This window comes from Pseudomonas sp. Pse79, assembly GCF_024519615.1.
Classification (GTDB): domain Bacteria; phylum Pseudomonadota; class Gammaproteobacteria; order Pseudomonadales; family Pseudomonadaceae; genus Aquipseudomonas; species Aquipseudomonas veronii.
Window position 1 is genome coordinate 43,178 of sequence record NZ_JALJRR010000006.1, and the last position, 12,222, is coordinate 55,399.

Annotated in this window: 9 protein-coding genes and 1 pseudogene; 7 read left to right on the plus strand and 3 right to left on the minus strand. The window is 62.4% G+C overall.

What is annotated here, in order from left to right; translation table 11 throughout:
• Positions 1-56: 56 nt before the first annotated feature.
• Genes NR164_RS09880 through NR164_RS09890 form a run of 3 tightly spaced genes read right to left on the minus strand, consistent with a single transcriptional unit; the run spans position 57 to position 3,129 of the window.
• Complete coding sequence (locus NR164_RS09880) at positions 57-1,043, minus strand: alpha-L-glutamate ligase-like protein (protein ID WP_079444515.1); 987 nt, start codon at positions 1,041-1,043, stop codon at positions 57-59.
• Positions 1,043-2,575 carry an inactive transglutaminase family protein gene (locus NR164_RS09885; RefSeq protein ID WP_046382414.1) on the minus strand — a complete coding sequence of 511 codons (1,533 nt, stop codon included), beginning with the start codon at positions 2,573-2,575 and terminating at the stop codon, positions 1,043-1,045. Before NR164_RS09885 ends, NR164_RS09880 begins: the two co-directional genes overlap by 1 nt.
• Positions 2,576-2,580: 5 nt before the next feature.
• The gene (locus tag NR164_RS09890) at positions 2,581-3,129 is read right to left on the minus strand and encodes an ATP-dependent zinc protease (RefSeq protein WP_026140213.1); all 549 of its coding nucleotides are present in this window, start codon (positions 3,127-3,129) and stop codon (positions 2,581-2,583) included.
• A gap of 272 nt (positions 3,130-3,401) precedes the next feature.
• Here NR164_RS09890 and NR164_RS09895 point away from each other — a divergent pair, with 272 nt between their 5' ends.
• From NR164_RS09895 to prpD, 7 genes and pseudogenes are all read left to right on the plus strand, one after another.
• Positions 3,402-4,124, plus strand: a complete 723-nt coding sequence (locus NR164_RS09895; RefSeq protein WP_046382415.1) for a GntR family transcriptional regulator — start codon at positions 3,402-3,404, stop codon at positions 4,122-4,124.
• The gene (gene prpB / locus NR164_RS09900) at positions 4,121-5,014 is read left to right on the plus strand and encodes a methylisocitrate lyase (RefSeq protein WP_017848474.1); all 894 of its coding nucleotides are present in this window, start codon (positions 4,121-4,123) and stop codon (positions 5,012-5,014) included. The genes NR164_RS09895 and prpB overlap by 4 nt, the downstream gene beginning before the upstream one ends.
• A gap of 41 nt (positions 5,015-5,055) precedes the next feature.
• The gene (gene prpC, locus NR164_RS09905; RefSeq protein ID WP_256822696.1) at positions 5,056-6,183 is read left to right on the plus strand and encodes a 2-methylcitrate synthase; all 1,128 of its coding nucleotides are present in this window, start codon (positions 5,056-5,058) and stop codon (positions 6,181-6,183) included.
• A gap of 129 nt (positions 6,184-6,312) precedes the next feature.
• Positions 6,313-8,907 (plus strand): Fe/S-dependent 2-methylisocitrate dehydratase AcnD, encoded by a 2,595-nt coding sequence (gene acnD / locus NR164_RS09910; RefSeq protein ID WP_046382417.1) that lies wholly within the window; start codon positions 6,313-6,315, stop codon positions 8,905-8,907.
• Between the two features lie 11 nt (positions 8,908-8,918).
• Complete coding sequence (gene prpF / locus NR164_RS09915) at positions 8,919-10,109, plus strand: 2-methylaconitate cis-trans isomerase PrpF (RefSeq protein WP_256822697.1); 1,191 nt, start codon at positions 8,919-8,921, stop codon at positions 10,107-10,109.
• A 257-nt stretch (positions 10,110-10,366) separates the two neighbouring features.
• Positions 10,367-10,605: pseudogene (locus NR164_RS09920) on the plus strand (PrpF domain-containing protein); the annotation flags it as partial.
• Between the two features lie 111 nt (positions 10,606-10,716).
• Positions 10,717-12,201 carry a 2-methylcitrate dehydratase gene (gene prpD, locus NR164_RS09930; protein WP_108524771.1) on the plus strand — a complete coding sequence of 495 codons (1,485 nt, stop codon included), beginning with the start codon at positions 10,717-10,719 and terminating at the stop codon, positions 12,199-12,201.
• Positions 12,202-12,222 lie beyond the last annotated feature (21 nt).

Genomic DNA, 12,222 nt, shown 5'->3' on the forward strand with positions numbered 1-12,222 from the left:
CCCCGTAGGATTTGGTCCTAGGGGGGATGTCGGGGATAGACAGATCGAAGGCCGGCTCAGCCTTCGACGGCGGGGATGTGCCCGAACATGGCCTGCACGAATTTCACTCGTTCTTCCGGCGTTTCCGTCACGCCGGCAGCTTTCAGGGTTTCCAGTCGTGCCTCGACCGCATGGGTGCGCAGGGTCAGGCCGCAGTCGTTGGCGATCTGGATATTCAGCCCCGGCCGCGCATTCAGTTCGAGGATCAGTGGGCCTTTTTCCTGGTCCAGTACCATGTCCACGCCGATGTAGCCCAGCCCGCACAGCTCATAGCAGCCGGCGGCGAGTTTCATGAAACCGTCCCAGTTGGGCAGTTGCACGCCATCCACCGCGTTAGTGGTGTCAGGGTGTTTGGTGATGATGTTGTTCAGCCAGGTGCCGCGCAGGGTCAGGCCGGTGGCCAGGTCGACGCCCACGCCGATCGCGCCCTGGTGCAGGTTGGCCTTGCCGCCGGACTGGCGGGTCGGCAAGCGCAGCATGGCCATCACCGGGTAGCCCATCAGCACGATGATGCGGATATCCGGCACGCCTTCGTAGCTGATGCTCTTGAAAATCTGGTCGGGCACCACGCGGTACTCGATCAGCGCGCGGTCGCGGTGGCCGCCCAGGGAGTACAGGCCGGTGAGGATGCTGGAAATCTGATGCTCGATTTCCTCATGGCTGATGATCTTGCCGGACACCGTGCGATAACGCCCCTCAAAGCGGTCGGCGATGACGAGGATGCCGTCACCGCCGGCGCCCTGGGCCGGCTTGATCACGAAGTCGTTGCGTCCACCGATGATCTCGTCGAGCTTGTCGATTTCCTTCTCGGTGGAAATCACCCCGTACATTTCCGGCACATGGATGCCGGCCGCCAGCGCCCGTTCCTTGGTGATGATCTTGTCATCCACGATCGGGTACAGGCTGCGCTTGTTGTACTTGAGCACGTAGTCCGCATTACGCCGGTTGATGCCCATGATGCCCCGCGCTTCCAGGGCCTTCCAGGTCTTCCAGAAGCCGAACATTACGAGTCAGCCTTGAGGAAGGCCTTGAAGCGCACCAGCTCGGTCAGGCGGTAGCCGCGATAACGCCCCATGGCCAGCATGAAGCCCACCAGGATCAGCAGGATCGCCGGGAAGGTGAACACAAAGTAGACCAGCTCCGGCACGCTCATGATCAGGTGCGCCAGGGATGCCGCGAACAGCGTGCCGATCGCCACTTTCAGCGCATGGCTGGCGCCGCGTTCTTCCCAGGTGATCGACAGGCGTTCGATGGTCATGGTCAGAATCACCATCGGGAACAGCGCCACCGACAGCCCGCGCTCCAACCCCAGTTTATGGCTGAACAGGCTGATGGCCGCGATCAGCACCACCACGAAGGTCAGCACCACCGACAGCCTCGGCAGCATCTGCAACTTCAGGTGTTCCAGGTACGAGCGCAGCGACAAGCCCAGCGCGGTGATGATCGTAAACAGCACAATCCCGAAGCCCAACTGAGTCTCGCGGAACGCCAGGGCGATCAGCACCGGGGTAAACGTGCCCAGGGTCTGCAGGCCGATCAGGTTGCGCAGGATCAGGATCACCAGCACGCCGATCGGGATCATCACCATGATCATGAAGGTCTGCTGGGTTTGCAGCGGCAGGCCATACAGCGAGTATTCGAGGAAGTTGGCGTCGGTGTTTTCGTCGGTCAGCTTGGCCAGGCGGATCGCGTTCATTTCGCTGTTGTTCAGGCTGAAGGTGACCATGGCTTTCTTGCCGCCATCGACGGTGATCAGGTTTTCATCGCCGGTCCACCACAGCAGGCGGTCGGCGGGCAGGCCTGGTTCGCCGGTTTCCGGGTTGAAGTACAGCCAGTCATTGCCATTGAAGCTGCGCAGCCACAGTTCCGGGGTTTGCGGCTGGTCGGCGACGAGGCGGATGGTGTGGACCTTTTCCACCGGCACGTGGGCGATGGACAGCAGCAGTTCGACGATCTTGGCCTTGTGCGGTGTCGACGGGTCGCCCGCCAGCAGCAGCTTGACGTTGTCGTCGTTGAGGTTGTTGGTGCGCTTGATGGCTTCGGTAATAAAGGTTTCCACATCGGCCGAGTGCTGGCGGATCGGCGCGAGCAGGGCTTCGGCGGCGATTTTTTCCGGGCCTTCCACGGCGATGCTGTCGCGGAAGGTCGGGCCCTTGATCTTGACCTTTTCACCGCTGTAACGCTTGGTCAGCACCAGGCGGTAATACAGGGTCTGCTTGCCCTTGGCCCGGCGCGCCGACCAGGTGACCTTGCGGTTGCCATCGATGCGGTTGACGCTGACCCCGTAGTTATTCGAGATGAAACTCTCATTGAGGCTGACGAAGTCGCGGCTCAGGGGCGGCACGAACATCTGGATCTTCACCGGGTCTTTCGGGTTGGCGACGAACTCGACCTTGGCGTCGATGTTCCACAAGTCGTCGGTGGCGTCCTCGGTGACGGGAATGCCCAGCACGAAGATCTGGTAGGCGGTGACCGAAATACCCAGCACCACCAGGAGGGTGATGAGGATTTTCAGGTGCAGGGTCAGAGAGCGCATTCGGTTTACTCGGCGGTATGAGCGTCGGCGGCGCAGGCAGGTTTGCCCGCTGCATATTTAAGACTGGGGTCGACCAGCGCATCAAAGCGTTTCAGCGCTTCGGAGCCGATCAGCAGCGGGTATTGGAAAGCGCTGCGGTCAGTCAAGTTCACTTCGATGCTGCGTAAAGCGCTGCCCATGCAGATATCCAGGGCAATCACCGGACGGGCGGTGTAGTTCTTGTCCTCATCGGGGTCGTAGTCACCGGCGCGGCGCTTGATCTTGCTGACGCGGGCCAGTGGGCGTTCGATGGGGTGGGAATGGGCAGTGTCGATGGCCAGGTAGAAGCGTACCCAGGATTCGCCGTTGCGCTTGAAGCGTTTGATATCGCGGGCGCTCAACGAGGCGGTCTTGGCGCCGGTGTCGAGTTTGGCCGCCACTTCCAGGTCGATATCCGCCAGCTTGGCGTATTCGTTGAGGCCATACACGGTCTTCTCGGCGGCAGCGCATAGCCCCGGCATAAGTCCTGGTATGAACAGTAGGCAAAACAATCGGGGGAAGGGCTTGAGTCTCATAAATCCTGAGGCGGTGCAGTGCGATGTTCAATTCAAGGCGACTGGCATTGCTGCGCAAGCTCCCTCGTGCGCCGTTTCATCAAGAGATGTCAGGCAAAAGCGGCGTCTATTCTAACATGATGCTTTTTTGGCGCCAGCGCTGGCAGGCGGCCATGTCCTTGTTGCTTACAACGGCGGTTATTAGACGATTGTCGACAATGTTGATTTATTCTTTGACTAAGTAGGGCTTATTGGCTAGTTTTTGCGGCATTGCTTTTAAAGGTGTCGACAATATGCTGGATCAATCGGAAGCTCCGGTGGTCTCCCCGGAAGAATCCCAGACAATGTCGGAGAACGTCTTTAGGCGTATACAGGCCGCTATCGTCAAAGGCGAGATCGCCCCCGGCAGCAAGATCTCCGAGCCGGAACTGGCGCGCACCTACGGCATCAGCCGCGGCCCGTTGCGTGAGGCGATCCACCGTCTCGAAGGCCAGCGCCTGCTGGTGCGAGTGCCCCATGTGGGCGCTCGCGTGGTGTCGTTGAGCCACGCGGAACTGATCGAACTCTATGAAATCCGCGAATCCCTCGAAGGCATGGCGTGCCGCCTGGCCGCCGAGCGCATGACCGATGCGGAGATCGAAGAACTGCGCCAGGTGCTGCATACCCACGAACGGGATGCGGCGTTCCAGGCGGGTGTCGGCTATTACCAGCAGGAAGGCGACTTCGACTTTCATTACCGGATCATCCAGGGCGCGGGCAACCGCACCTTGACCCAAATGCTCTGCGGCGAGCTGTACCAGTTGGTGCGTATGTACCGCATCCAGTTCTCCGCGACCCCCAATCGTCCACGCCAGGCCTTTGCCGAGCATCACCGTATTCTTGACGCGATCGCCGATCGCGACGGTGAACTGGCCGAGTTGTTGATGCGTCGTCACATCGGCGCCTCCAAACGCAATATCGCCCGCCACTTCCCAGGCGGTGCTCCCCAGACAGCCACTCAGCGAGGTGAGTCATGAGTTCCAATAACAACCGCACTCCAGGCCAGCGTTTCCGTGACGCGGTCGCCAGCGAACACCCATTGCAGGTGGTCGGCACGATCAATGCCAACCACGCACTGCTGGCCAAGCGCGCCGGTTTCAAGGCGATCTACCTGTCGGGTGGCGGGGTGGCCGCGGGCTCCCTCGGCGTGCCGGACCTGGGCATCACCGGCCTCGATGACGTGCTGACCGACGTGCGCCGCATCACCGACGTGTGCGACCTGCCGCTGCTGGTGGACGTGGACACCGGTTTCGGCTCCTCGGCGTTCAACGTGGCACGCACCGTCAAGTCGATGATCAAGTTCGGCGCCGCTGCCATCCATATCGAAGACCAGGTCGGCGCCAAGCGCTGCGGTCATCGCCCGAACAAAGAAATCGTGTCCCAGCAGGAAATGGTCGACCGCATCAAGGCCGCCGTGGATGCGCGCACCGATGACAGCTTCGTGATCATGGCGCGTACCGATGCGCTGGCCGTCGAAGGCCTGGAATCCGCCCTGGACCGCGCCGCCGCCTGCATCGAGGCCGGCGCCGACATGGTGTTCCCGGAAGCCATCACCGAGCTGGACATGTACAAGCTGTTCGCGTCAAAGGTAAAGGCGCCGATCCTGGCTAACATTACCGAGTTCGGTGCAACCCCGTTGTACACCGTCGATCAACTGAAATCTGCCGATGTTTCCATCGTGCTGTACCCGCTCTCGGCCTTCCGCGCCATGAACAAGGCCGCCGAAAACGTCTACACCGCGATCCGTCGCGACGGCACCCAACAGAACGTGATCGACACCATGCAAACCCGCATGGAGCTTTACGATCGCATCGACTACCACACCTTCGAGCAGAAGCTCGACGCGCTGTTCGCCGCCAAGAAGTAACGAACGCGCCTCCCGGATAACTACAAAATTGGAGAGTAACCATGGCTGAAGCAAAAGTACTGAGCGGCGCTGGCCTGCGTGGCCAGGTGGCCGGGCAGACCGCACTGTCCACCGTGGGCCAGGCCGGTGCCGGCCTGACCTATCGCGGCTACGACGTGCGCGAACTGGCCGCTGATGCGCAGTTCGAAGAAGTCGCCTACCTGCTGCTGTACGGCGAATTGCCGACCAAGACCGAACTGGCTGCCTACAGCGCCAAGCTGAGCAAGCTGCGTGACCTGCCCCAGGCGCTCAAGGAAGTGCTCGAGCGCATCCCGGCCGACGCCCACCCGATGGACGTGATGCGTACCGGTTGCTCGTTCCTCGGCAATCTCGAGCCGGAGCAGGACTTCAGCATACAGCGCGATGTCACCGACCGTCTGCTCGCTGCCTTCCCGGCGATCATGTGCTACTGGTACCGCTTCAGCCATGACGGCAAACGCATCGACTGTGTGACCGACGAACCTTCCATCGGCGGTCACTTCCTGCACCTGCTGCACGGCAAAGCGCCGAGCGAGTTGCACGTCAAAGTGATGAACGTGTCGCTGATCCTGTACGCCGAGCACGAATTCAACGCGTCGACCTTTACCGCGCGTGTCTGTGCGTCGACCCTGTCTGACTTGTATTCGTGCATCACCGCCGCCATCGGTTCGCTGCGCGGCCCGCTGCACGGCGGCGCCAACGAAGCGGCGATGGAAATGATCGAGCGCTTCTTGTCGGCCGAGGACGCCGTCGACGGCACCCTCGCCATGCTGGCGCGCAAGGACAAGATCATGGGCTTCGGTCACGCGATCTACAAAGACAGCGACCCGCGTAATGAAGTGATCAAGGGCTGGTCGAAACTGCTCGCCGAAGAAGTGGACGACAAAGTGTTGTTCCCGGTCTCCGAAGCCATCGACAAGGTCATGTGGGAGCAGAAGAAGTTGTTCCCCAACGCCGACTTCTACCATGCCTCGGCGTACCACTTCATGGGCATCCCGACCAAGCTGTTCACCCCGATCTTCGTGTGCTCGCGCCTCACCGGCTGGGCCGCGCATGTGTTCGAACAGCGCGCCAACAACCGCATCATCCGTCCAAGCGCTGAGTACATCGGCGTCGAACAGCGCAAGTTCGTGCCAATCGAACGTCGCTGAAGGCCGACGATTCCAGGATTGAAATGAGGTCAAAAGGTGGGAGGGGGCAAGCCCCCTCCCAGATTTGAATCGCATTTCAAATCTGGATCAGTGGGTTCCTTTTGTAATCACCGTGACCGAGTCCTGACGATGAACACTGAATTTCGCAAATCGCTCCCCGGCAGCCGCCTCGATTACTTCGACGCCCGCGCGGCTGTCGATGCAATCACCCCCGGCGCCTACGCCACCTTGCCTTACACCTCCCGCGTACTCGCGGAAAACCTGGTGCGTCGTTGCGACCCGGCCACCCTCAACGCTTCCCTGAGCCAACTGATCGAGCGCAAGCGCGACCTCGACTTCCCTTGGTTCCCGGCGCGGGTGGTGTGCCATGACATCCTCGGCCAGACCGCCCTGGTCGACCTCGCCGGCCTGCGCGATGCCATCGCCCTGCAAGGCGGCGACCCGGCCCAGGTCAACCCGGTGGTGCCGACCCAACTGATCGTCGACCACTCCCTGGCCGTCGAAGCCGGTGGTTTCGACCCGGACGCGTTCGAGAAAAACCGCGCCATCGAAGACCGCCGCAATGAAGACCGCTTCCACTTTATCGAGTGGACCAAAAAAGCCTTCAAGAACGTCGACGTGATCCCGCCGGGCAACGGCATCATGCACCAGATCAACCTGGAGAAAATGTCTCCGGTGATCCAGGTGCGTGACGGCGTGGCGTTCCCCGACACCTGCGTCGGCACCGACAGCCACACTCCGCACGTGGATGCCCTCGGCGTGATCGCCATAGGCGTCGGCGGCCTCGAAGCCGAGAGCGTGATGCTCGGCCGCGCCTCGTGGATGCGCCTGCCGGAAAGCGTCGGCGTGGAGCTGACGGGCAAGCTGCAACCCGGTATCACCGCCACCGACATGGTGCTGGCGCTGACCGAGTTCCTGCGTCAACAGAAAGTGGTGGGCGCATGGCTCGAGTTCTTCGGCGAAGGTGCATCGGCACTGACCCTGGGCGACCGCGCGACCATCTCCAACATGGCCCCGGAATACGGCGCCACCGCGGCGATGTTCTACATCGACCCGCAGACCATCGCCTACCTGAAACTCACTGGCCGTGAAGACGCACAAGTCGCCCTGGTCGAGCAGTACGCTCGCCAGACCGGCCTGTGGGCCGACGACCTCAAGGGCGCGAAATACGAGCGCGGCCTGACCTTCGACCTGTCCAGCGTCGTGCGCAACATGGCCGGCCCGAGCAACCCGCACGCCCGTGTCGCCACCAGCGACCTCGCCGCCAAAGGCATCTCCGGCCAGTGGGAAGAAGTACCGGGGCAAATGCCCGACGGTGCGGTCATCATTGCCGCGATCACCAGTTGCACCAACACCAGCAACCCGCGCAACGTGATCGCCGCCGGCCTCCTGGCGCGCAACGCCAACAAGCTGGGGCTGAGCCGCAAGCCGTGGGTCAAGTCGTCCCTGGCGCCCGGTTCGAAAACCGTGGCCATGTACCTCGAAGAAGCCGGCCTTGGGCACGAACTGGAAAAACTCGGTTTCGGCGTGGTGGCCTTCGCCTGCACCACCTGCAACGGCATGTCCGGTGCGCTCGACCCGGTGATCCAGCAAGAGATCATTGACCGCGACTTGTACGCCACCGCCGTGTTGTCGGGTAACCGCAACTTCGACGGGCGTATCCACCCGTATGCCAAGCAAGCGTTCCTGGCTTCGCCGCCGCTGGTGGTGGCCTATGCGATTGCCGGCACCATCCGTTTCGACATCGAGAAGGACGTGCTGGGCCTCGACGCCAACGGCAAGGAAATCCGCCTGAAAGACATCTGGCCGAGCGACGAAGAAATCGACGCGGTGGTCAAGGCGTCGGTCAAGCCGGAGCAGTTCCGCAAAGTGTATATCCCGATGTTCGCGATCCACGAAGACACCGGCCCGAAAGTCGCGCCGCTGTATGAGTGGCGCCCGCAAAGCACCTATATCCGCCGTCCGCCGTACTGGGAAGGTGCGCTGGCCGGTGCGCGACCGCTCAAGGGTATGCGCCCGCTGGCAGTGCTGCCGGACAACATCACCACCGACCACCTGTCGCCGTCCAACGCGATCATGCTCGACAGCGCCGCCGGCGAATACCTGGCGAAAATGGGCCTGCCGGAAGTCGACTTCAACTCCTATGCAACCCACCGCGGCGACCACCTGACCGCGCAACGCGCGACCTTCGCCAACCCGAAACTGTTCAACGAAATGGTCGTCGAGAACGGCAAGGTCAAGCAGGGTTCCCTGGCGCGCATCGAGCCGGAAGGCAAGGTCACACGCATGTGGGAAGCCATCGAAACCTACATGGAGCGCAAGCAGCCGCTGATCATCATCGCTGGCGCCGACTACGGTCAGGGTTCGTCCCGCGACTGGGCGGCCAAGGGCGTGCGCCTGGCGGGTGTGGAAGCGATTGCCGCCGAAGGTTTCGAACGCATTCACCGCACCAACCTGGTGGGCATGGGCGTGTTGCCGCTGGAGTTCCTGCCGGGCACCGACCGTCACACGTTGAAGATCGACGGCAGCGAAACCTATGACGTGGTCGGCGAACGCACCCCGCGCGCGCAGTTGACCCTGGTGATCAACCGCAAGAATGGCGAACGTGTCGAAGTGCCGGTGACCTGCCGCCTGGACACCGCTGAAGAAGTGTCGATCTACGAGGCGGGCGGCGTGTTGCAACGTTTTGCCCAGGACTTCCTGGAATCGGCGGCGACCGCCTGAAGAGGATAACCATGTCACACGTACCGCAAATCAAGATCCCCTCCACCTACATGCGTGGCGGCACCAGCAAGGGTGTGTTTTTCAGCGTCCAGGACCTGCCTGAGTCGGCGCAGGTCCCGGGTGCTGCGCGCGATGCCCTGCTGTTGCGGGTGATCGGCAGCCCCGATCCCTACGACAAGCAGATCGACGGCATGGGCGGCGCCACGTCGAGCACCAGCAAAACCGTGATCCTGGCCAAGAGCAGCCGCGCCGAGCATGACGTGGACTACCTGTTCGGCCAGGTCGCCATCGACAAACCGTTCGTCGACTGGAGCGGCAACTGCGGCAACCTATCGGCGGCGGTGGGTTCCTTCGCCATCAGCGCGGGCCTGGTCGACCCGGCTCGCGTGCCGCGCAACGGCGTGGCCGTGGTGCGGATCTGGCAGGCCAATATCGGCAAGACCATCATCGCCCACGTACCGATCACCGACGGCGCGGTGCAGGAAACCGGCGACTTCGAACTGGACGGCGTGACCTTCCCGGCCGCCGAAGTGCAGTTGGAGTTCCTGGACCCGGCCGCTGAAGAAGAGGGCGGCGGTGGTTCGATGTTCCCCACCGGCAACCTGATCGATGACCTGGAGGTGCCGGGCGTCGGCACCTTCAAGGCCACGCTGATCAATGCGGGTATCCCGACGATCTTCATCAACGCGCAAGACCTGGGCTATACCGGTACCGAGCTGCAAGGCGCGATCAACGGCGACCCGAAAGCCCTGGCGATGTTCGAGACGGTGCGGGCCTATGGCGCGTTGCGCATGGGCCTGATCAAGCATCTGGACGAGGCCGCCCAGCGTCAGCACACGCCGAAGGTGGCCTTCGTGGCACCGCCTGCGGACTACGTGGCTTCCAGCGGCAAGGCGATCAAGGCCGGCGATATCGACCTGCTGGTGCGTGCCTTGTCCATGGGCAAGTTGCACCACGCGATGATGGGCACCGCAGCGGTGGCGATCGGCACGGCGGCGGCGATTTCCGGGACCTTGGTCAACCTCGCGGCGGGCGGCGTGGAACGCAACGCGGTGCGCTTCGGGCATCCGTCCGGCACCTTGCGGGTCGGCGCTGAAGCCACCCAGGTCAACGGCGAATGGGTGGTGAAGAAGGCCATCATGAGCCGTAGCGCGCGGGTGTTGATGGAAGGCTTCGTGCGCGTCCCAGGCGACGCGTTCTAAGGTTCGATACACATCCAATGTGGGAGGGGGCTTGCCCCCGATAGCGGTATACCAGTCGACACATTCATTGACTGACCCACCGTCATCGGGGGCAAGCCCCCTCCCACAAGGGGTCTCTATTCCAAGGCAGGCATCGAAGATCTGCTTCCAGTAACTGTGAGCCCGAGGACTGACCCCCCACCCACTTTGGAGAACAGCCATGAGCGCCAACGTCGACCAGAACACCCGCCCCGACTACGACCAGGTTTTGCAGGACATCGCTGACGGCGGGCGGCGTGGAACGCAACGCGGTGCGCTTCGGGCATCCGTCCGGCACCTTGCGGGTCGGCGCTGAAGCCACCCAGGTCAACGGCGAATGGGTGGTGAAGAAGGCCATCATGAGCCGTAGCGCGCGGGTGTTGATGGAAGGCTTTGGGTGGTGAAGAAGGCCATCATGAGCCGTAGCGCGCGGGTGTTGATGGAAGGCTTTGTACGCGTCCCAGGCGACGCCTTCTAAAACCCAACACCCCTCCCACAAGGGATCTCTATTCCAAGGCAGGCATCGAAGATCTGCTTCCAGTAACCGTGAGCCCGAGGACTGCCCCCCCACCCACTTTGGAGAACAGCCATGAGCGCCAACGTCGACCAGAACACCCGCCCCGACTACGACCAGGTTTTGCAGGACATCGCTGACTACGTCCTCAACTACCGGATCGACTCCCCAGCCGCGCTGGACACTGCGCGCAACTGCCTGATGGATACCCTCGGTTGCGGCCTGCTGGCGCTGCGGTTCCCGGAATGCACCAAGCACCTGGGGCCGCTGGTCGAGGGTACGGTGGTGCCGTTCGGCGCGCGGGTGCCGGGCACGTCGTTCCGGCTCGACCCGGTCAAGGCCGCCTGGGACATCGGCTGCATCGTGCGCTGGCTCGACTACAACGACACCTGGCTCGCCGCCGAATGGGGCCACCCCTCGGATAACCTCGGCGGCATCCTCGCCGTGGCCGATCACCTCTCGCAACGACGCGTGGCCAATGGCGACGCGCCGCTGACCGTGCGCGCAGTGCTGGAAGCGATGATCATGGCCCACGAGATCCAGGGTGTGATTGCCCTGGAAAACGCCTTCAACCGTGTCGGTCTTGACCATGTGCTGCTGGTGAAAGTCGCCTCGACGGCGGTCACCGCCAAGCTGATGGGCGCCAACCGCGAGCAACTGCTGTCGGCGCTGTCCCACGCCTTTGTCGACGGTCAGGCATTGCGTACCTATCGGCACGCGCCGAATGCCGGTTCGCGCAAATCCTGGGCGGCGGGTGATGCTTCCAGTCGCGGTGTGCGGTTGGCAGACATCGCGCTGCGCGGCGAGATGGGCATCCCCGGGGTGTTGAGCGCGCCGCAATGGGGCTTCTACGACGTGCTGTTCAGCCACACCAACAAGGACCTGGCGCTCAAGCCCGAAGACAAGCGCACCTTCAGCCTGTCCCAACCCTACGGCACCTATGTGATGGAAAACGTGCTGTTCAAGATCAGCTTTCCCGCCGAGTTCCACGCGCAAACCGCCTGCGAAGCTGCGGTGACCTTGCACCCGCAGGTTGTGGATCGCCTGCACGACATCGAACGCATTGTGATCACTACCCATGAGTCGGCGATTCGGATCATTTCCAAGGTCGGCCCATTGGCCAATGCGGCCGACCGCGATCACTGCCTGCAATACATGACCGCCGTGCCGCTGGCCTTCGGCACGCTGGTGGCCGAGCAGTACGAAGATGAGTTCCACGCTGCGCACCCGATCATCGACGAGCTGCGCGAAAAGATGGTGATCGTCGAAGAGCCCCGCTACAGCCGCGAATACCTGGAGGCGGACAAACGTTCCATCGCCAACGCGGTGCAGGTGTTCTTCAACGATGGCACCCACACCGAGCAGGTCGCGGTGGAGTACCCGATTGGGCATCGTCGGCGCCGGGTGGACGGTATTCCGTTGCTGGAAGACAAGTTCAAGGCCAACCTGGCGACGCGCTTTACGGCCCAGCGCAGTGCCGAGATTTTTGCGTTGTGCAAGGATCAGGCGCGGCTTGAAGCCACGCCGGTGAATCGCTTTGTGGATTTATGGGTGATATGAACGCGCCGTGGTTGCGCACGC